Here is a 21,563-nt window from a genome sequence, read left to right as displayed (position 1 = left end):
AGGAAGTAACATGGCGGAAAAATTAAGTCGTCGCTCGTTCTTAAAAATGGGTGCGATTGGGGCAGGCGTGGGGGCTGGTTTGGCCTTTGCTAACACCAAGGCGAGTCAAAAAGAGGATAAGGTCATCGACCCCAATGAGGGAGTCAAAAGAGTCAAAACCATCTGCAGTATCTGTTCGGCCGGATGTGGAATCATTGCTGAGGTCAAGGATGGAGTGTGGATTCGCCAAGATGTGGCCCAAGATCACCCCATCAGCGCGGGTAGTCACTGCTGTAAGGGCGTGGATCAAATTGATCTAGTGAAATCTAAAATGCGCCTCAAATACCCCCTCAAAAGAGAGGGAGGGCAGTGGAAGCGCATTAGCTACGAGCGGGCGATCGATGAAATCAGCGCAAAAATGATCGCCATGCGTGAAGAGTATGGCCCTGATAGCATGATGTTTTTAGGGAGTGCCAAGATGAACTCCCAGCAAGCCTATTATTGGCGCAAATTTGCCGCCTTTTATGGGACAAACAACATCGATCATGTAGCTAGGATTTGACACAGCACCACAGTCGCCGGTGTGGCGAATACATGGGGGTATGGTGCGATGACAAACCACTTTGGGGACATTGTCGGGCATTCTAAGGCAATCATGATGGTGGGACTGAATACGGCCGTAAGCAATCCCATTGGCTTTAAGCATTTCTTGCAAGCCAAGGATCGCAATAACGCCAAGCTCATCGTGATCGATCCAGTTTTTACCAAGAGTGCGGCTAAAGCGGATATTTATGTGCGGATTCGCTCAGGGACCGATATTGCCTTTATCTATGGCATGTTGCATTTGATCTTTAAGCATGGCTGGGAAGATAAAGAGGTTATTAAAAACCAGGCCTATGGGATTGAGGCCATCAAACAAGAGGCTTTGAAATACACCCCCGAAGTGGTCGAAGACATTACTGGCGTGCCAGCTAGCTTGCTCATCCAAACCACCCGCGTGTTTGCAACAGCCAAACCAGCTACTCTGGGTTGGGCTTTAGGGATTACACAACACAGCGTGGGGAGTGGCAACACGCGCATGCTCTCCATCTTGCAACTGGTTCTAGGCAATATGGGCAAAAAGGGTGGGGGTTGTAACATCGTGCGCGGGCATGACAATGTGCAAGGGGCAACAGACATGGCATGTTTGGCCGACAACTTGCCTGGCTACTATGGTCTAAGCGAGCCTAGTTGGCGTTACTACGCCAAGTGTTGGGGTGTGAGTTTTGAGAGTTTGCAAAAACGCTTTTTTGCGCCTGAGTGGATGCACAAAAAAGGTTTCAGTGTGTCGCTTTGGCATGAGGGTGTCTTACAAGAGAGCAAGACTCACTCTAGCGCGCCCATTAAGGGGCTATGGGTGCAAGGCAATGGGGTTTCCTCTCTAGCACACAATATCAAAATGGCTAGAGCCATTGAAAAATTGGATTTAATGGTCATTGCCGAACCTTTCTTGAATGAGGCAGCGATCCTCACAGAAAAACCCGATGGGGTCTATGTCCTCCCCATTGCAACTCAGTTTGAGTGCGAGGGGACTGTGGTGGCAACCAACCGCGCCGCGCAGTGGCGTAGCCAAGTGGTTAAACCCCTCTATGAAGCCAAACAGGATCACGAATTGATGTTTGAGATGGCAAAGAAGTTTGGCTTTTATGAGGAATACACCAAGGCGATGCTCTGTGATTTTAATCAAGACGGGGAGCTCGTGCAGGTCAGAAAAAGCTTCCAATGGCCTGAAGATGCCACTCGAGAAATTGCGCGCACGGTAAAAATCATTGGACTGGGGGGTTGGACTCCGGAACGACTCAAAGCCCAGCAGGAAAATTGGCATATGTTTGACTACATCAGCCAAGAGGGGCATGGACCTATGAAGGGGCAGTATTATGGCTTGCCTTGGCCAGCTTGGACTACAGAACACCCCGGCACGCCTATTTTGTATGACATTAGCGTGCCCACCAAGCAGGGGGGCATGGGCTTTAGGGCACGCTTTGGAGAGGAATACAAGGGGCAGGATTTGTTGGCTGATAAGAGTGTTACAATCAAGGGTTCAGCCATCAAGGGGGGTTACCCTGAAATCACCAAAGCCAATATCGAAAAGGTGTTAGGGATTAAGCTTACCGACCATGAGAGAGCGATCATGGGGGATAATTGGAAGGTGGACACCAGCGGACTCATCCAAAAGAAATGCGATGAGAAGGGCGTGTGCGTCTATGGAAATGCGCGTGCGCGTGCTATTGTGTGGAATTTTATCGATCAAATTCCCGTGCACCGAGAGCCCATCCACTCTCCTCGCCCAGATTTGGTGCAAAAATACCCCGCCATTAAAGACCAGGTGAATAACTTTAGGGTAGATGTGCGTTTTATTAGCGAACAGACTAAAGAGGAGTGGGCGAAGGAATTCCCCATCGTGATCGCCTCCATGCGCTTGGTGAACTTGAGCGGGGCAGGGATGCTGGAGCGCACGAGCAAATACTTGTCCCATATTACGCCCGAGATGTTTTGCAACATCCACCCCGATTTAGCCCTCAATCACGGGATCAAAGATGGGGAGATGATGTGGATACACTCCCCTGAGGGGACTAAAATTAAGGTCAAGGCAATCTTTAGCTACGCAGTTACCCCCGATCGCATTTGCATGCCCTATAGCTTTGCAGGGGTGTTGCAGGGTGTGGATGTGAGCCATCGCTACCCTGAAGGCACCAAGCCCTACACCACTGGGGAGAGCTCCAACACGATCACCAATTACGGCTTTGACCCGGTGACTCAAATCCCCGAATTTAACGCCGGCCTATGCCGCATTGAAAAGGCTTGATATGGCAAAAAATTTAGAACCTGCTAAACAAATCCCCAATGCCAATCGCATGAAGTTTTATTGCGACGACAACCGCTGTATCAGTTGCTTTGCCTGCTCTGTGGCGTGTTCACACTCTAATGAGCTGGAGGTGGGCTTAAACCGCCGCAAGGTGATTACTCTCTATGAGGGGGTGGAGGGTAAGGAGAAATCGATCTCCATTGCCTGCCAGCACTGCACAGACGCACCCTGTGCGCAGGTCTGTCCCGTGGATTGTTTTTACATCCGTGAGGATGGGATCGTGCTCCACAATAAAGAAACTTGTATTGGGTGTGGGTATTGCTTGTATGCCTGTCCCTTTGGTGCGCCTCAATTCCCTAGAGATGGGGCGTTTGGGGTGCGGGGAGTGATGGATAAATGCACCATGTGTGCAGGGGGACCTGCGCCCACGCATTCGCAAAAAGAGATGGAACTTTATGGGGTCAATCGCATTGCCAATGGGCAGGTGCCCATGTGCGCAGCGACCTGCTCAACCAACGCGCTTCTAGTGGGGGATGCGCTGAGTATTGCAGATATTTATCGCAAACGGGTGATGGCTAAGTATGCCAATGCGCAGGATTTCAAAACCAAAGCCGCGCACCAGTTAGAGGGCGCAACACCTTAGGGGGAGCTGATGAAACGATTTCTCACTTTAGCGGGTTTGGTAGGGACTTTGAGCGCACAGAGCACGCCCCTAGATCAGGAACGCATTTTAGGCATTTTGCCCTATGGGCAAGCCTACACCGGTCAATTAGGTCAGCTATGGACTCTCTGGCAGGGTCATTATTTTTTGTGGCTATTTTTAGCAGTAGTGCTAGGCGTAGGCTTTGGCTTTTTAATGCACTATCTTATCATTGGACCCAAGCAATTCCAACATAACGGGCAGAAAATCCCTTTTTTTACGCTTTTTAACCGCATTATCCACTGGATCGCAGGGGTTTCTTTCACCTTGCTCGTGCCTACTGGACTTATCATGATCTTTGGGGATTTCTTTGAAGGTGGGGCGTTTGTGCGCTTTTGCCGCATTGTGCACAGCGTGGGTTGCGTGGTGTTTATGGTGGCGGTGTTACCCATGTTGTTCATGTGGCTCAAAGATATGTTTTTTAGATTAGCAGACATTAAATGGCTAGTGATCATGGGGGGTTACCTCTCCAAAGAGAAAAAACCCGTGCCTGCTTATAAGTTTAATGCGGGGCAAAAGATGTGGTTTTGGATTGCCACTTTGGGCGGGTTAGTGATGATTGCCAGTGGGGGGATTTTATACTTCAATACGGAGGATTTGAGCACTATTGCTAATTTTTTAGGGCTTTATCAAATCTCTTTGTTGCGCCTAAGCGCGTTGGTGCATAATTTCTTAGGGCTGGTGCTGGTGGGCTTTTTCATCGTGCATTTGTATATGTCCTTGTTTGCCATCAAGGGGTCTTTGCAATCCATGCTCGATGGGCACAAAGAAGAGGAAGAAGTTAAGGTTTTACATAGCTTGTATTTCCAGGAGAATTTGAAAGTTTAAGGGCTTTTCCGTGCTTGTGGGGTAGCCCCCCGCTAGTAGTTAACAATGCCGTTAAGAGCGCTAGCACTACATGTTGCTAAAGAGAGAAGTATCTACCCTCACTCCAAACTCACCATTATCACTCTATATGTCTTGTTAGCAGGGGGTGGGATCATTTATGGGGGGCATGCCCTCTATAAACTCATTTTGTAGAGAGAGAAACCTGCAAGATTGGTAGTATTTTTGGTAGTATTTTATGATCTAAATTACGAACATAATCTTTCTGTAATGGACATTTTTTTAAAAGGGCTAAACACCTACATGCGCGCGCATGCATGCGCATGGCGCGGGCGCGCATAATGCACGAGATACGCATGCGCGCACGCGAGAAAGCTTAAAGCAATTGTAAAATTTTCAGTGCATGCTTCCTGATGATTCGGAATGCTGCGCACACAAGGTGCGCAGCTTACATGTTACTTGTGGGGGAGACCCCCACACCCCCCTGGGGCTTTTGAGAGGAGAGAAAAGTGTTGTAAAACGCTCTACAATCGTTTTAAAGGTACAGGTAGGTTTCGGTATGGGTTGAGGGTGTTGTGTTGATTATAGAGCATTTTAAAGGGGTCTATGAAGGTGTTTTGAAGTGAAGAGGAAAGAAGGTGTGCTTTGGGGATGTGAAGTGAAGCATTTTGAGTTCTTGTGAGAGGATTTGCAAGGGTTTTAGCTGGTAGTGGCACCAATGACCTTACACCCAAGGATCTTTGTGCGCTTTGGAAGTGAGATGTTAGGAGATTGAACGGTGTGGAGTCGAGCAACACGCTGGGAGGTTTAGCAATCAGATGAGCTTAGAGAGTAGAAGGGTTTTTGGGCTATATGCTCTAGGATGCTCAGAATCGTATTCTAAGTGCATTTGGGGGTTGGGGGTACTGGAGTATGTTTTTTGTCTAAATCGCTGCGTATGACCCCTTTACGGGGCTAAAAACGCTATGTTTGATTTTGAGTGGGTTGTTGGGGTTCTAGGTTGTTAGATTTTATGCTCTGCCTCTTACTCTTTCTTAACTTTTTGGACTTGGTTTGGGATGGATTGAGGGGAGTTGAGGGGTTGAGTAGAAGTAGAGCAAGCAAAATCACTGATTGTCTGCGCTATGTGTGTGCGTATCTTTCTTGGAGTGCGCTCGCTTACGATCCGCTTTTTTGAACCCCCATAACAGGTACAGTATGGAGAAACTAAAGCAGAAAAGCGCAAAGAGAGAGACCGCAATACCTATCATTCTTCCATCTCCTCCACTTCATCAAGATCGGCAAGAAGCCTGCGGGACAGGATGAGCAAAATGCTAAGCAAGACTGCTAATCCAACGGAGATTATAATACCCTGGGTAAAATCGACCTTGAGATAGTTGATCGTAAGGAATCCAAAAACTCCAAAGATGGCGGTGAGTAGAGCTACTATCAGGACTTTTAACACATCGATTTCGAGTTTAATACGCTCTTTTCGGCTCAACACAACCCCTTTAGCGAGATGAAGCATAACATGGTGAAGCTCTGACGAAGGTTGAGAGTACTGAGATGTTGTATACTCCCTTAAAAACAAAACTGGGAACCCCCCACATGATTCTCCGATGGCTTGCTGTTATAGGCTTTTTGAGTGTATTTCTTTATCACTTTTTACTGCCAAGCTCCCTTTAGGTTAGTTTTGCTGGATAAGTGATGGAGAAGACCAAGCTAGTTTTGTTTTTCTCCCAAGAAAGACTGGATTCGTATGAAAGTATAGATGAGCATTTTGATAACCTTAGACTGATTGCTAAGATTACGCCAAGGTTAGCAAGTATAGAGCTAATTTTGCGAAATTTGCTCGACTTTGAAAAGCGGAAGGTTTCTACTGACTGGTTAAGACATTACCCAGATGTTAAAATTGCAAGCAAGATTCAAAAACTGGAGTTAAATGGAAAACTCACGCATACACAGCTTCTTTCAAAGGTATCGTTGGGTGAGATTGTCAGAGTGATCAACGAGAGTGCCTATACGCGGAGTAAAATCTTTACGACTAAGTTTAGGGCTAGAAACAGCAAGATAAAATCTATAAAATTCTATAAAACTATACAAATTTTTTATAGAATTATTTTTGCCCCAATAATCCCAATTTTTGCTAAAATAGGCATTGCCTTTAGTAGGCAGAGTTCCTGCCGAATTAACGCTTGCGGACATGCGAAAAGCCAAACGCCCGAAAACCAAAGGTGTATGGTAGGCATGGATGAACCAAGAATACAGCAGAAATCCCAGCCTTGTAGAATTTTGCAGGGTTTTGTAGGATTTTATAGGTCTGTAAGAACGGTACAATCATTGGTATCGCACCCCGAAACATCGAGCTATTCCTAGATGATGTGTTGAAAAGCTTTGATGATGGATTGCTGGACCTAATAGCTGGAGAACAGTTTGAAAAGGAAAATTCGTAAGGAGATGGGCAGAAGCCCGCCCTCGAATTCATCTGCATTATAGCACATTTTTTACATTTTCTGTGCAAACATCAAAGGACTCTAGTCAGTCACATGAGCCATACACAACCAAATGTTTTTTACTCGGAGGCAGGAGTGCAGATACAAGTTAGAGATTTTGATACCATTTCGCTAAAAGTGCTCTTGTGATACCCTTGCCATATCTTGGCGGTTGTGAGTTGTTCATACACATCGGAGGTTTAAGCGTGGCAAGAAGGTGAGAAGAACTAAAGTGAAATGGAGGATTTTTGAAGAGTAGAATTGACGGTGTATGATCCCAAGATTTTGCCCATGAGAAACTCTATTGAAAAGGTTTACCTGTTTTATAATTTAAAATAAATAAATTACAATTAAATTTTAATAAATTTTATTTAAAATTATGATATAATTTAATTAATTTTAATCAAATTATATTTGAGTATTAATAGCCTTTTTTACGCCATTCAGAGGTGTAGTCTGTGGAAAAATTGAAAACTTTGTCTACCTACAGAGCTAACAAGCTCACAAATTGTATTAGCTATATAATCTTATAAATATATAATAAATTTTAATATAATTTAATTATATATTATTTTAATTTAATAAATTACTATTATATTGATATTTAATGTTGATTGAAGTTAAATGCGATACTCTTACATTTAAGATAAAGGATTAATGAATGGATAACAAGACAGACTTCCATGACCTAGAGAGAATCCAAAACTCCCAAGAGCTCATGCAAAAAACACAACGCCTACATGAGATTCAAACCCAACTTGAACAGGCAAAGGTTTGGGATTTGGTTAATGAGCTTGTAGAGATCAAAGCACAGATGGCTATGCTCTTTGAGAAACCTAAACGGGTTAGACGCACTAAGGCACAGATGCAGGCAGAGAAAGCGCAAATGCAGGCAGAGATGGAAAAGGTGGCTAAAGAGCAAGAGGCAACACAGGTGCAAGTTCAGCCTAAAAAGCCTAAAGGTAGAAAGCCTAAAGGGGAGGGTAAGGGTGTAAAGAGTTGAGATATCCTCTTAGCTAAGAGCGAGAGGATTATTCTGCAAGGGATTGGGATAGTAGCAGGTTTAAGGACTATCCAGCATGGGTTGAGAGTGCTTCAGGGGATAAAAGTCCTTATGGGTAACCCAATTATTTTTGTGGCATAATGCGGTCGTAGCCCGTTTTGGGTGAGGGCTCACGCTTGTTTTCGCAGGTGTAGAGTTGCCCTACCTTCGAGTAGGGAATATCCTAGATCACTTCTTTTCTAATCCGTTCTCTGATTGTTTCCAGGCTTTGTTTGTCTATTTTTGAGATTTTGCCTTGCCTGCGCCTGGAATCAAACACTCTGAGTTGGTGGAGCAAAGCAATTTGTTCGGTGTTATTGCTGTCCCTGAAGAGGTGATGGTATGTTGACATACTCCCCATAGCTAAAGCTAGGGGATTCTGGTATCATCAAAGCCTGCCCACAAGTGGGTCTTACGACTTCTACTCCAAGAGTGGATGCCCCCACTCTACGAAAGACATTATAGCACAAAATACGCCTTATATCTCCATAGCTAAAGCTAGGGGCTTTACGGCGCAAATAGGTAACTCTCTTTTATGAGTCTTGCTGGAAAGCGGTACACCTAGAAATAATCTATTGCTTAAAAGCTTCAAGACCAAAACAGGGCGCGTAAAGGTTTTTGACTTTCCATACACCTCATGTCCGATGTTATAACCGACACAGACCCAGTAAATACTCCCCGGTATAATCCTGTGCGGAGCCAATCTGTTAGTGTTCTTTTTCTGTTCATTCCATTGATCAAAAAGTGCATCCATCCGTTCTCCTTTACCCAAGAAAGTTCTGAGAGCAAAGTAGCAAGAAAGAGTTGAAAATAGTGTGCTGTATGCCGCACACCTTACACACCAACATCAAAACTTCCCTCATAACAAGGACCAAGCAAGAACCAAGGAACATTCCACAAAACTATAAAACTATGCTATAACAGCAAGAATTGCCGTGGGAGGTTTTTTGTGCTTGTACGACAGAATTATCTACGTTTCCTAGAAGGCGTAAAAAGCCTAGAGACAGCGTGCTTACAGGGGTTGCAAAGTGATGTGCAAACTCTACAAGCAGAAATAGAGCACCAAGAGCTCTTAATCCCTGTGATTGGGGGTTTTAGTGCGGGCAAGTCTAGTTTGCTCAATGCCTTTCTAGGGAGGGATATTTTAGGGGTGGCTATCACACCTGAAACAGCCATTGCTACAGAGCTCAGATATTCTACCTCTGAGCGTGTAGAAGCCGTGAGTGATGAAGGAGTGGTCACTAGTTTTGCTCTTGCAGACTTATCACATGCCCAAGCCCAAGCTTCTCAGTTTAATCACTTAAAAGTGTTTCTCAATTCTGCTCAACTCCAAGCCATTGAGCCCTTGATTTTAGTGGATATGCCCGGCTATAACGCTCCTATTGAAGCCCACAATAAGGCACTTTTAAGGTATGGAGCTGCGGGGGGGGGGGGGTACACTTTATCGCCCTTGTTTGCTCTGCCACAGAAAAAATCATCACCCAGAGCTTTCTGCGTGAATTAGAAGGCATTGAGCGGGCTAATAAGCAATTCGCTCTAGCCCTTAGCAAGATAAATCTAGTCGCTCCTAGCGACTTAGAAGAGATCAAGCAAGCTGTTGCAGACCAGCTGAGTTTGCATTTTGGCACCCAAGAACCCCTAGAGTTTTTAGACGATCACAATGGTAGGATTGTCCTCAACCAGATGTTAGGGCGTATTGATAGTGAAATGCTCTTCAAGCGCATTTTTCATGCCCGTTTAGAGTTGCTCTATACAAACATGCGCTCACAATTGCAAACAGAGTTAAGGGGCTTGCATAGCAATCAAGAAGAGAATCAAGCCCTAATCCAGAGCTTACAAGAGGAGATGTCTCAGATTGAAACACAGAGGCAACAGGCGCTAGAGCAGGCACAAAGCCGTTATGCCAATCACAATCTTGAAGGCATTTTAACAGAGGTCAGAAGGGCTTTAGAGGGCAATGCCAATCTACTCGTGCAAATCATCTTGCAGGGAGGAGATTTTGAAAGAGAAATCAATAATATCATCCGCCCTGTGTTATTAGCTGAAATCCAAAGAAAACTCATTGGGATCAACCAGCACATCATTGAAGACTTTCAGATGAGTGTGCGTGGCATTGCCTTTGAAGCAGATGATCTCAATACCTGGGCCGATCACCTCAAGGACTTTGTAGAGAGCAGTTGCTTTGCGGCGATGCGGGCTTTAGAGAACAAGCAAGAGGGTAAAGCAGGGTTTCTCTCCAATCTTGCCCTAGCTTCTTCAGGGGCAGTGGCTTTGCAAACTTTGGGACGTTTGGGTTTTACAATCAATCCGCTTGTAGGCACAATCTTAAGCACACTCTTGTCTATCCTGCCCGGTATCTTCTCTAAATTCGTGCAAAGCAAGAAAGAAGAGGCAGTTAGAGAGAAGATTGCCAATCAAGTGATCCCCAGTATTTTAGCCCAGATCAGACCCGAGCTAAGTGCCTACTTTAGTACCCAAGTCAACACCATCATTGCCCAGACTAGCCAAGTCTTTAGTGAGAGAATTGCCCAAAAACAGAATCAAATCCAACAAATCCAAGAACAGAGAAGCCAGCAAACACAGGACTTACAGAGTCAGATCAGTGCCTTAGAGAGCACACTTAGCAACCTAGAACACTTACACCAACAATACTTAGGAGAATAAATGGCCGAGATTAGTGTAGAGCATTTGCTTGATGTGAATAGTCGCTTAGAGAATTTTATCAAAGATAACAATCTAGGCACAGAGTTTTATGCCCTAGAGAAAGAGCTAGACATCCAACCCACTCACGAGTTAAAACAAATCTTTGAGGACAAGGCGCACGCAGATCGGGATTTAAAGATTGGGATTTTAGGGCGGGTAAAAGCAGGCAAGAGCTCGTTTTTAAATGCCCTAGTTTTTGGAGGGCAGAGTGTGTTGCCCAAAGCCGCTACACCCATGACAGCGGCACTCACCATCTTAGAATATGGGGAGAGCTTTGAGGCAGAGGTGGATTTTTACACCCCCGAAGAAGTGGAGCACATTAAAAGCAAGCACGCCCAATACCAGCAATTGCTCCAAGAAGCTACAGAGCGCAAATACGAGGAGTTTAAGAAAAACGCTAATTTGGTGAAGAAAAAGAGCGATGCAGAATTGCGTGAAAACGCTAAAAAGATGGCCGCTCAGGAGCTCAGTACTTCTTCTTTACACGCCCATTTTGAACAATACGAGCAAATGCAACAAAGTGGTATCCAAGCCTCCAGTCTACCCTCTAGTCAAAAGGTGGAGTGTGGCAGTTACAGCGAACTGGGAGAAAAGCTCAAAGACTATGTGGGCTCTAGTGGTAAGTTTATGCCCTTTAGCAAGTCTATCACGCTGCGCCTCAATGAAGAACGCCTTAAAGAACTCAAGATTATCGACACTCCTGGGATGGACGATCCCATCGTCTCTAGGGAGGAGCGCACAAGATCGCTCATTGCCGCTTGTGATGTGGTCTTTTTAGTGTCTCCCAGTGGGCAGTTTCTCAACGCACGGGATTTAGAGCTCCTTAAAAGCATCAAACAAAAAAATGGTATCAAAGAGTTTCACATCGTAGCCTCCCAGTTTGACAATGTGCTCAGTGCCCCTGAGATTAAGGCTGGAGGTAATCTACCCCAATCCATCCAAAAAGCCCTAGCCAATCTCACTCGCCAACAAAAGGACATCTTCACCTCTAAGCAAGAAGAGTATGGTGCAGAGGCCTGTGCCAAGTTCAGTGCCTTTGAGGTGCTCTTTAGCTCTGGGGTGAGCACAGAGATTGCTAACCATTATGACAATTTACAAGACCCCAATGCTAAGAAGGTACTAGAGAATCTACGCAAGAATTACCCCGATTTCTTTGCTACTAAAGAGAGTGCTCTCTCTAATTTGAACCTACTAGCCAACACCCAAAAGGTCTTGCAAATCCTAGAACAAGTGCGTACACAAAAAGAAGCCATTATCACAGCTGCTCTGCAAGAAACTTTGCAAAGCAAGCTCAAGAGTTTAGAGCAGTTTGCTAAGGGCGTGGCCAGTGCCTTGCAAAACAAGGTGGATAAGCTCAACACCCTAGATTTAAACGAACTCAAAGAGCAACTCAAAAAGCTAGAGAAAATCCAAACTAAAGTGATGTCTATCGCTGATGAAGCCTTTGAGGACACGGCAATCGCGCTTTCTAACAAGCTTAGAGAAGAATTGGATCAACAAATTAGAAGTTTCTTTAGAGAAATTGAGCGGGCACAAGAGAGCTCACAGGGGTCTAAAACAGAAGAGAGGACAAAAAGAGTTGATAAGGGAATGGGGTTTTTGGGTTGGCGTAGCCTGACGGGTAATCGCTACGAATACAAGACTTACAATATTACCTACAAAACTCTCAAAGCCAGTCCGATTCGCGCAGCCTTGCAAGAAGCCACCAGTGAGATTGGCGATCTCCTAGATAGTGCCTACAATAAAAACATCACCATTTGGCGCAAACAGCTCAAGGAGGATTTATTCAAAGCCTTGCAAAAGGGTGTGGGGGATGAATACTTAGACCCAGATGTGATTCAATCCAGTGTGCGCGCTGTGATTGCCTCTATCCAGTTGCCCGCATTTGCCTATAACTTCTCTCTACCCTCCATTCTCAACCAATCAGGGGAGTTGGTGGGGGATAGTGAATGTGAAGCATTTTTGAGTGCGGCTGAAGAGTATTCGTATAGCTTAAAAGAGCGTGCTAAAAGCGATGTAAAGAGCATTCTCAATGCTCTAGAATCCGCTATCAAGGGCGCACAGATTGGGACAAAGCTGATGGGCTCTTACAAGAAAGAGATTGAAGAATTAGAACAAGACGCGCAGGATAAAGAAGAAAATATCCGCCGTTATAATGCACTCTTAGAACAAGTGCGCCAAATTCTTTAGGGAGGTGAATATGCAACAAGAATTAAAAATTGTAAGCGCGGTGTTATCCGCCCAGTTTCAAGGGGAGGACTTAGGGCATTTTAATCAAGCCATTGAAAAGTTTAGAGATTTGAGCAAGAAGATTGCCATCCCCAATGAACTCGATGTTCTCTTACGCTTACAAGCCTTAGAGAATGAAATCTTTGTCATAGCTGCTTACCCTGAACTCTTTCAAAAACACATCATTGCTGTGGGGGGAGGCTTTAGTGCAGGCAAGTCCCAATTTGTCAATAGCCTACTAGGGGCTTCTATCCAATTGCCCATTGGGATGAACCCCACTACGGCCATCCCTAGTTATGTGATGGATGCCGATCAAGAGCAAATTCTGGGCATTTCTAAGAACAATGCTGTGGTGGATTTAGGAGCAATTGCACCAAACATCTTAGACCAACTCAGCCACAATGCCGAGCAACCCTTGCAATTTGGTTTTAATCTCAAAGACATCTTACCCTTCATGGTAGTGGGCACAAGCTTTGAAAACAAGGCTTATGCGGACATCTGTTTTATTGATACTCCTGGCTATAACCCGGATAACAATGCCAATAAAGTCCAAGACTTAAACACCGCCAAAGAGTTTCTCTCCAACTCTTCAGCTATTTTATGGCTTACAGCTGTAGATGCTTCAGCGGGCAACTTGACTAGTAGTGATTTGGAGTTTTTAAAAGCCCTGGACTTAGAGAACAAGAAGCTCTACATTGTGGTGAGCAAGGCAGATATGCGCGCTCAAGAAGACTTAGACTTAGTGAAAGAACACATCAAAGACACTTTGGAGATGGAGGGGATGGAGTATGAGGGGATTAGTCTATATAGTGCAGTAGAAAAACAAGAGTATGGCTTTGATAAGATGAGCTTAGAAGAGTTTTTAAGCCAACTAGCTAGCCATAAGCACACGATGAGTCAAAGAGACATCATTGAGGCGTTGGATAAGGAGGTGTATCAGAAGTATAAGGCCACTTTGGATCACAAAAGAGCACAGGCTAAACAGGTGCAAAAGGCTTTTCACTCTATCCGTGTAGAGCTAGGAGCGATTGATGATGCCTATGCCGATCGCACCGAAAAAATAGAAAGCTATATGAACACCATTAAAAATATCGCCTTAGGAGAACAAGAAGTCAGCCATGAGCAATTGGCTAAGGACTTCGAACAGGCTTTTATGGAGCTTAAAACTTCTGTGGATGCGCTGTTTGGGAGAGTGTATGAGGTGGAGGAGGGAGAGGAGGCTAGTCAAACTTACGCTCCACAAACCACAGAGGAGTTAGAAGAGCTTCTTAAAGATGAAAATATCCCTTTAAGCACCATTGACATCAGCGCACTTGAGGACATAAGTGGGGTGTTGAGCAATCTCACTTCTTTGCGCTCACAAAATTTTGAGGGGTTGGAGGGGTGGAATTTTTCACATGTTAATGCGCAAACCCATGCGCACCTGGCTATCCTGTATTGTGAAAGTCGGGGCGTGGTAGCACAAGACTATACTAAAGCCATAGAACATTACCAAAAAGCTGGCGAGATGGGGTGTGCGGAGGCTTATTGTAATTTGGGTTTCATGTACTATGATAGTAGAGGTGTGCCACAAGATTATGTTAAGGCTAAAGAATACTGGGAAAAAGCCACTGAAATGGGTAACTCTGGAGCTTGTTGCAACTTAGGCAGTCTATATGAAAAAGGTCAAGGCGTGGCGCAGGATTATTCTAAGGCGGTGGAGTATTACCAAAAAGCTGCCGAGATGGGTAGTTCTGCAGCCTATAATAATCTAGGTCTCATGTATTTTGCAGGTCAAGGCGTGGCGCAGGACGATGCTAAGGCATTTGAGTATCGCGAGATCGCAAAAATGATGCTAGATGGAAAAGAACCAGCTGAAGCTTATTTTGAAATAGGTCTCATGTACGATCTTGGCAAGGGTGTGCAACAGGACTTTTCTAAAGCCCTAGAATACTATCAAAAAGCAGCAAAAATGGGAAGTGCTGGAGCTTATCGTAATTTAGGTATCCTATACAAGAACGGTGAAGGTGTAGCGCAAGATTACGCTAAGGCCATGGAGTGCTACCAAAAAGCGACTAGTATGGGAAATGCTAGAGCTTGTCACAGTTTAGCAGTCATGTATGACAAAGGTCAAGGTGCCCCGCAGAGTGACTCTAAAGCTCTAGAATATTATCAAAAATCCGGTGAAATGGGATATGCAGCTGGCTATGTGGACTTAGGTTACATGTATGAAAATGGGCAAGGCGTGTCACAAAACTATGCCAAAGCCTTAGAATGTTATCAAAAAGGGGCTGATATGGGGCATGGTGTGGGATACTACAATTTGGGCGTAATGTATGAAAACGGCTATGGTGCAGCGCAAGACAGGATCAAAGCCAAAGAATGTTATCAAAAAGCTATTGAAAGCGGAAATGAGAAGGCGATAAGACTTGCTCAAAAGGCACTTAGCAAGTTATAAAAAATGCACCTGAGCCTGATTCAAGCTTAATTCTTAGTTTATCCTTATCAGGGCAGGAGGGTGTGTTGCAGTTGCTTTTACGCAAATTTTGACCAATTTTTGGATAACTGAGATGTATCCAGTAGAAAGTACTCAGGACATGTTTCAATTTTGCGATTCTCTCTCTAGACTCCCTAGATGGTGTTCCTAAAAGAAAGGTGAATATGGCGATGAAAAAGAAATATTTCCCCACAACAAAAGAGAAACTTAAAGAGCTAGTTAGAGATGAGAGCGTGCATTCAGGAGAAATTGATATTAGCGTGCCTGAAGATTTGAGCGGGGTGCTAGATGATCTTACTCTTTTAAGATCGAAAAAACTTTGAGGGGCTGGCGAGCTGGGATATTTCTCATTGCAATGCCAATACGCATTTTAGTTTTGGGTTTATATCACAATGGTCGAGGTGTCCAACTGGATCACAAAAAAGCAGCGCAACACTACTAAAAAGCTACAGACATGGGACATGCTAGGGCTTATAAAGAACTTAGGAGACATGTATAGGGATGGTAACGGTGTGGCGCAGGATTATGTCAAAGCTCGTGAGTATTACCAAAAAGCCATGGGTATGGGGGATGAGACAGATGAACGCCGAGCTAAAGAAGCGTTGGAGTGGCTGGGATATGCTAAAAAATCCGTATCCAGTTGCAAGAGATCTGTAACCATTTGCAAACGCTCAAAAATCAGATGAAGATACGATTGAAAAATCACTTGATGAGATGAACGAAATGTTGAGTAGCCATGTCGGATTTGGATCGCATTGAAGATAGTGGACTATCTATCCGATTGTTCCAAGAATATAACGAGGTAATGTGGAAAATTTTCACACTTCAACAGAACTCTTTTCGGGATAATTATAATGCACGTTTACCTATGGTTTCCTTGTCGTGCACACAGGATTCAAGGAGATTTAAATAGTAAGGGGAAGAAGAGTTAGCTAAAACCCCTAACACTCTCTAGACCATGCTAACTTTCTTTACGCCTCCAAAACCACTCTGGTTGTTGCAAGGTCAAAAGTAGTGTGAGACCGTACTTTATCTATAGCCATACAATACAATTTATCGTTAGGAATCTTGTCGCGACAGTGTCTAAAGATGTGGGTGTTTAAGTTGGGTGCACATCCTTTTGACTTATGTGTTTAGCATAAGAGTATATTCTCAAATTAATGTTACAATACTTCCTGAATTTCAGAAACTTTTAAAGGAGAGTAACCTGAAAAAGTATCATCCAAAAAGCGGTATAGAGCTCAAAGGATTAGTATCTCGCAAGGATATTCATCTAAGTCAGATTGTCCTTGATGATTTAGAGCACAAGGACTTAGGCAATCTATTTAACGGAGTCAATAGAAAGGATTTTTCTGGATTAGAAACTTGGGATGTGTCTGAGATAACAGACATGCGAGGCATGTTTGCTGGTTGCGTAAATTTTAATCAACCGTTAGGCAACTGGGATGTATCCAAAGTTGCGAATATGGCAAGTATGTTTGCTGGTTGTATAAATTTTAATCAACCATTGAATAGTTGGAATGTTTCCAATGTAACGAATATGTTTAGTATGTTTGCTGGTTGCGTAAATTTTAATCAACCGTTAGGCAACTGGGATGTTTCAAGTGTAACAAATATGGAAAGCATGTTCGAGAATTGCACCATTTTCGACCAACATTTGAATGAATGGAAAACATCTAAGGTACAGAATATGTGGAGTATGTTCAAAGATTGCACAAATTTTAACCAATCCTTAGAAAAGTGGGATGTTTCAAATGTAGTAAATATGCAAGAGATGTTTTACAACTGTGTTGTTTTCGATCAGCCATTAGACGAATGGAATGTGTCTAATGTAACCAATATGGATAGCATGTTTAAGAATTGTACTTTGTTTAATCAGTCCTTGAATGGATGGGACACATCTAGGGTAGAGAAGATGTGGAGCATGTTTGAGAACTGCGTGAATTTCAACCAACCTTTGAACAACTGGAGTGTTTCCAATGTAGTAATCATGGGCCACATGTTCAGTGGTTGTAAAAACTTCGATCAACCCCTAGATAGTTGGGATGTGTCTAGTGTAATAAAAATGGGATACATGTTCAGTGGTTGTGCAAACTTTAACCAGCCTTTAGACAAATGGAATGTGTCTAAGGTTGATAACATGGATAGCATATTTACAGGTTGTGAAAGTTTAGCAGAGTTTCCGGTGTGGTATCGGGAATAAGCGAAATTATTAAGTTATGTTTTCAATAACTTAGAGAAAGATTGTTGTCAGGTCTAAGAGCACTTAGGCAACATCAAAGTTTTGTTATATCGAGTACCACAAGAGTCGACAACTTCTAAATCTTAGGTCTATGTCCTTTTGTAGGCTCAGGCTGGGTTGTATCGATTGTCTTTGAATCATCGGGTGTAAGAGTAGCTTCAGGCTCTATAACTTTTTGCAAAGCTTGCAATGCGCTCTGTGTGTCCTCGAGTTTGGTTTTTGTATCCTTCAAATCTGCCTGTGTAGTTTCTAGCTCTGTTTTGGCGGTTTGTAGGTCGTTTCTAAGTCTCGTGTTTTCAATGCCACTCCTTTTAAAAGCTTCATTATTGATCCGTGCCTTCTCTACCTCCTGCTTGTTAGTCTCTTGCTCTTTTTCTAAGGCACTCACTTTATTTTGCAAACGCTCTTTATCGTTTTTAAGGCTATCTATCTGTCCTTTAGTCTGATTGAGCTCTGCCCCATATTCTGCGCTGTTTTTAAACTCTGTGGCAAGCTTGGCAATCCCATCTTTGACACTCTCCACAGCCTCTAAGATCACTTGACAGGCTTGGTTGTTGATAGTTTGCACCGCGTGGCTGTGCTTATTAAGGGTGTCTGCTAATGTATCTTTTATGGCTTGCTCTCGTCTGTTAAGCTCTCTGTAATGGATTTTGCCCCGCTCTACATACTCATAGGTTATGGGGTCTTTAACCCCCTTGCCAAAAAGTTTTTTTACATTGTTAAAAGCTTTGAATTTGCCCGCCTTCAACTCTTCGCCAAACACCACACACACACTCGCTTGTTGGATCATCTCTTCTTGGCATTGTTTATGGATCGCTGTAATCTTTTCACCACTGGCTTGGATATGCGCCACTACACCTGTGCTAACGGGGGCTACATGCTTTCTAATGAGATTAACAGCTTCTCTTTCAAAAGCCTTGATATGTGCTTGACTCTTTGCTTCTGTTTTTGCTGTTTTTAACTCAGTTTTAAGGGTTTGGTTCTCTTGCTCTAGGTTAGCCTGTGTGCTCTCTAGGTCAGCAATGTAGTCGGGGGCATACTTGAGCCAAATGTTTAAAATGCGCTCATCTAGTTGTGCTTGGGTGAGCTTCTCATCATCTAGGGCACTCAATTCTCTAAAGGCTTCTTTAGGACAGCCCTTGCCCATAAGCTCTTGCCTCTCTGCCAAACGCCTAGCTTTAATCTGTTCTTTAGTGAGATATACAGGTTTGAGCTTTAGGTTCTCTTGTTGTAGTTCCTTGTTAGTGGTCTTGAGCGTAGCGATCTCTTGTTTAGAGCTCTCTAACTCTTGCGTGAGGCTTTTTTGCTTGGCTTCTAGGGTTTGCTTTGCCTGTTGTAGTTTTTCATTCGCCTCTTGAGCTCGCTTGATTGTTTGGGCCTGTGTATTGTTTAGGTCTTGTAATGTGTTAGCATTAGTTTGCAGTGTTGCAAGCTCTGGCTTTACTTTCTCTAGCTCTTGGGTGTACTGGGTGATCTGTGCCTCCAAGTCGCTTATTGTCGTGTCCTTTTGGGCCTTTTCTTTCTCAAGGCTACTTATCTTGTTTTGCATTGCTTGTAAATCTTTGGTATGTTCTTGCTCTTTGGTTTGTAGTTGTCCCTCTAGGTTAGCTTTATCGCTCTTGAGTTGTTTGATTTGATCATCTTTGTCATTTAGGGTTTGCTGATACTCTTGCTTCTTAGCCTCTAAAGCTTGTTGATGTGCTTCGTCTTTATCTTTTAAAGATTGTTGGTGTTGGCTTTCTAATTCATCTAGTTTATCCTTATATTGCGCCAGGGCATTATCCTCTAGTTCTCGTATTCTCTTTTGCAATCCACCTATGGTCTTGATCTTGCTATCTTGCTTTAATTGGCGCAACTCCATGTAGTCTTGCTGCGTGTAGAGCTTTAAGTCACCTAGCGCACTATTGATTTGCACCCACTCTTTGACTACTCCCTCTATGTCTTTACTTCTCTCTTTGGCTGTAAGCTTCTTACTAGGGTCTATTAAGCCACAAGCTGTAAAAATGGCATCTAGGTCTGCGGTTAGCTCGCTGATAGTCTTGTCTTTAGTGGCTAGAGCTATATCTTTGCTGGCAATCTCTTGTTGTAATTTCCTTCCTTCATCTCTAGTGGAATAAAGCCTTGTCTTCAGTTGTGTAACTCTTTGGCTGGCTCTGTCTTTAGTCTCCATGCGCTTTTGTTCTGAGCGTGCAAGTTTCTCTTTGAGCTCATTGCATTCACTCTCTGCAACAAGTTTGCAAGACAGGTTATCTTGAGATTCTTTGGCAAGCCTTGTGTTCTCATCGCTCAAGGTAGCAAGTGTGTTATCTTTGCAAGCATTGTCTTGCTTGAGTATTCCTACTTCTGCTCCATATTTGTTTGCTCTAACACGCCAGAGTCTCATGCTCTGCTTGGCGTTCTTGCTGGCCTTTTCTAGATTCTCGCTCTGTTTAGATGGTTGTCCTGCTATGGCACAAATGGCATTCATATCGGCTAGGTGTTGCTCCTTAGCTCCTTTGAGTTCATGCTCTGAGCGAGTGAAATCTGCTTGTAGGTTGTTGTAATCCTCCTTAAGCTTTTTAATCTCCTCAAACTCATTCTCCATTAGCTTAAGAAATACCTCCAACTGCCCTTTAGTCGCCTCTAGTCCACCTTTACCCCATACACCCCTCTCTTTGCATGCGGCAGTAAAGTCGTCCTCTATTTTTTCACCACCAGCATCGATCAAGTGAGCAAACACACACCGAAACTTATGTTCTAAAATACCAGCACTATCTAACTTTTCTTTGAGCCCCTTACGCTCCTCTCTAGCCTTCTCCATCAATGCCCCATAAGCTCTAGGTTCAATGCGTTTGCGCCCGCTTTTTTCTACGTATTCGCCCCTCTCCATCCCTAAGATTTGGGCGACTTCATCTTGAAATTGTCTGAGCACTTTAGGCGTGACTTTTCTAAACAAGCTCCTGCCCGTCTTCTCATCTAGGGTCACAAACTCTAAATGGGCATGGTGATTGAGGTGGAGCACACCATTCTCATCCACATGCCCCTCATCTCTGTGGATAGCAATCTGATAGCATTGAAACCCATACTTATCTTTGAAGTGGTTGGCTAGTCGCTCTAGGTCTTGCATGGCGCTCGTGTCCTTGAGATTGACTACAGCACTCCAGAGATAACTCTTAGCCTTGAAGGGCTGGTTGACATGGTGCTTATAATGGAGCTTGGCTTGCTCTACTAGACTATCTCTTAGAGCTCTTGCTTCTAGGGCATTGTGATTACACTCTATACCTAGTCCCCCACTCTTGAGTACATAATGAGGGGCAATGGTGCGATCGTTATGCTTTTCTTGGATGTCATGCTTGGTGGGCTTGAAGTGGATGGATGAAAGAGCACCCATATTGTTCTAATCCCTTCATTGTACTGTGGGGTTAGAGTTATCAGGTTCTTGTAACTCTTGGGATTGAGTCTGATTTTCAAATGCCCTCTTATTCAAAATGTCATTGATTCTTTGACGCTCCTCTGTCTTTTTCTCCCCCTGCTTCTTAATACTATCTAGCTCGCGTTTCATTTTCTTTTCAAAGGCGATGAGTTCTCTATTCATCTTATTAGTGAATGCTCTAATCTCTCTATTCACTTTATTTTGCAAGGCTTTGAGCTCTTTGTCATACCTACTCTTAGTGTCCTGGTATTTATCCCTCAGCTTTATGATTTCATGACCATAACGACTCTCAAGAGCTTCTAAAGAACGCTGAGAGAATTTGCGATAATCCTTCTTCATGCATAGCCTTTTAGTTCTAATGTTACTATTCTACTACACTCATCTTAAGCCCCGCAGGGCAGACTAGGCAAAACGGAGCTTGCGAAGTGTCCTACGAAGTGGGTTGCTTAGTTTGCAAACTAAGCAACCCTAAAGGGTACGTTCGTAAACTCACTTGCCTAGTTTGCCACTCAAACGCCGTGGGGGCTTGAAGAAAGTTTTCATGTGCGATGATTGTTAGTACAGATATGCTTTTATGCCTCATACTTCTTAAACCAGTTCTTAAAGTGCTTCATGCTTTTAAAGTTAAAGGGTTCTAAA

At 43.8% G+C, this 21,563-nt stretch carries 17 protein-coding genes; 13 read left to right on the top strand and 4 right to left on the bottom strand.

Annotation, left to right across the window (positions count from 1 at the left end):
- Window positions 1-10: 10 nt before the first annotated feature.
- From KCO92_RS04775 to KCO92_RS04760, 4 genes are read left to right on the top strand one after another with little or no spacing between them, the layout of a single operon-like run.
- Window positions 11-2,824 (top strand): formate dehydrogenase subunit alpha, encoded by a 2,814-nt coding sequence (locus tag KCO92_RS04775; protein ID WP_104696124.1) that lies wholly within the window; start codon window positions 11-13, stop codon window positions 2,822-2,824.
- Between the two features lies 1 nt (window position 2,825).
- The gene (gene fdh3B / locus KCO92_RS04770) at window positions 2,826-3,467 is read left to right on the top strand and encodes a formate dehydrogenase FDH3 subunit beta (RefSeq protein ID WP_104696123.1); all 642 of its coding nucleotides are present in this window, start codon (window positions 2,826-2,828) and stop codon (window positions 3,465-3,467) included.
- 6 nt (window positions 3,468-3,473) lie between these two features.
- The gene (locus tag KCO92_RS04765; RefSeq protein WP_411710213.1) at window positions 3,474-4,352 is read left to right on the top strand and encodes a formate dehydrogenase subunit gamma; all 879 of its coding nucleotides are present in this window, start codon (window positions 3,474-3,476) and stop codon (window positions 4,350-4,352) included.
- A gap of 45 nt (window positions 4,353-4,397) precedes the next feature.
- A complete protein-coding gene (locus KCO92_RS04760) occupies window positions 4,398-4,544 on the top strand; it encodes a hypothetical protein (protein WP_158653586.1) in 147 nt (48 codons plus the stop codon).
- A gap of 1,051 nt (window positions 4,545-5,595) precedes the next feature.
- On the opposite strand, the gene KCO92_RS04755 is transcribed toward KCO92_RS04760, so the two are convergent.
- Window positions 5,596-5,829, bottom strand: a complete 234-nt coding sequence (locus KCO92_RS04755) for a hypothetical protein (RefSeq protein WP_104696121.1) — start codon at window positions 5,827-5,829, stop codon at window positions 5,596-5,598.
- 206 nt (window positions 5,830-6,035) lie between these two features.
- Between KCO92_RS04755 and KCO92_RS04750 the strand changes: the two genes are divergently transcribed.
- Window positions 6,036-6,704, top strand: coding sequence for a hypothetical protein (locus KCO92_RS04750; protein ID WP_210647455.1), 669 nt, complete (start codon window positions 6,036-6,038; stop codon window positions 6,702-6,704).
- A gap of 777 nt (window positions 6,705-7,481) precedes the next feature.
- Window positions 7,482-7,823, top strand: a complete 342-nt coding sequence (locus KCO92_RS04745) for a hypothetical protein (RefSeq protein ID WP_104694896.1) — start codon at window positions 7,482-7,484, stop codon at window positions 7,821-7,823.
- A gap of 517 nt (window positions 7,824-8,340) precedes the next feature.
- Here the strand turns inward: KCO92_RS04745 and KCO92_RS04740 are convergent.
- On the bottom strand, window positions 8,341-8,616 hold the full coding sequence (locus KCO92_RS04740) for a hypothetical protein (protein WP_199766145.1): 276 nt from the start codon (window positions 8,614-8,616) through the stop codon (window positions 8,341-8,343).
- Window positions 8,617-8,811: 195 nt separating this feature from the next.
- Here KCO92_RS04740 and KCO92_RS04735 point away from each other — a divergent pair, with 195 nt between their 5' ends.
- The 7 genes from KCO92_RS04735 (at window position 8,812) to KCO92_RS04705 (ending at window position 17,473) form a co-directional block, all read left to right on the top strand.
- The gene (locus KCO92_RS04735) at window positions 8,812-9,366 is read left to right on the top strand and encodes a dynamin family protein (protein WP_210647454.1); all 555 of its coding nucleotides are present in this window, start codon (window positions 8,812-8,814) and stop codon (window positions 9,364-9,366) included.
- 110 nt (window positions 9,367-9,476) lie between these two features.
- Window positions 9,477-10,526 carry a hypothetical protein gene (locus KCO92_RS04730; RefSeq protein ID WP_210647453.1) on the top strand — a complete coding sequence of 350 codons (1,050 nt, stop codon included), beginning with the start codon at window positions 9,477-9,479 and terminating at the stop codon, window positions 10,524-10,526.
- Complete coding sequence (locus KCO92_RS04725) at window positions 10,527-12,755, top strand: dynamin family protein (protein WP_104694893.1); 2,229 nt, start codon at window positions 10,527-10,529, stop codon at window positions 12,753-12,755.
- Between the two features lie 10 nt (window positions 12,756-12,765).
- Entirely contained in the window at window positions 12,766-15,231 is a 2,466-nt protein-coding gene (locus tag KCO92_RS04720; protein ID WP_104694892.1) for a dynamin family protein, read from the top strand.
- Between the two features lie 209 nt (window positions 15,232-15,440).
- Window positions 15,441-15,593 (top strand): hypothetical protein, encoded by a 153-nt coding sequence (locus tag KCO92_RS04715; RefSeq protein WP_158653526.1) that lies wholly within the window; start codon window positions 15,441-15,443, stop codon window positions 15,591-15,593.
- Between the two features lie 168 nt (window positions 15,594-15,761).
- Window positions 15,762-15,956: an SEL1-like repeat protein gene (locus KCO92_RS04710; RefSeq protein WP_158653525.1), complete on the top strand. Its 195-nt coding sequence runs from the start codon at window positions 15,762-15,764 to the stop codon at window positions 15,954-15,956.
- Between the two features lie 443 nt (window positions 15,957-16,399).
- The gene (locus KCO92_RS04705; RefSeq protein ID WP_233710404.1) at window positions 16,400-17,473 is read left to right on the top strand and encodes a BspA family leucine-rich repeat surface protein; all 1,074 of its coding nucleotides are present in this window, start codon (window positions 16,400-16,402) and stop codon (window positions 17,471-17,473) included.
- Window positions 17,474-17,588: 115 nt separating this feature from the next.
- Here KCO92_RS04705 and KCO92_RS04700 read toward each other — a convergent pair whose 3' ends face one another.
- Both KCO92_RS04700 and KCO92_RS04695 read right to left on the bottom strand, forming a co-directional pair.
- Window positions 17,589-20,882, bottom strand: a complete 3,294-nt coding sequence (locus KCO92_RS04700; protein ID WP_199766144.1) for a CCDC158 family protein — start codon at window positions 20,880-20,882, stop codon at window positions 17,589-17,591.
- A gap of 15 nt (window positions 20,883-20,897) precedes the next feature.
- Window positions 20,898-21,263, bottom strand: coding sequence for a hypothetical protein (locus tag KCO92_RS04695; protein WP_104694889.1), 366 nt, complete (start codon window positions 21,261-21,263; stop codon window positions 20,898-20,900).
- Window positions 21,264-21,563: the final 300 nt, after the last annotated feature.

The organism is Helicobacter salomonis, from assembly GCF_017979425.1.
GTDB classification, from domain to species: Bacteria; Campylobacterota; Campylobacteria; order Campylobacterales; family Helicobacteraceae; genus Helicobacter; species Helicobacter salomonis.
The sequence above is the reverse complement of the archived record's forward strand: the minus strand, read 5'-3'. Positions and strand labels throughout refer to the sequence as shown.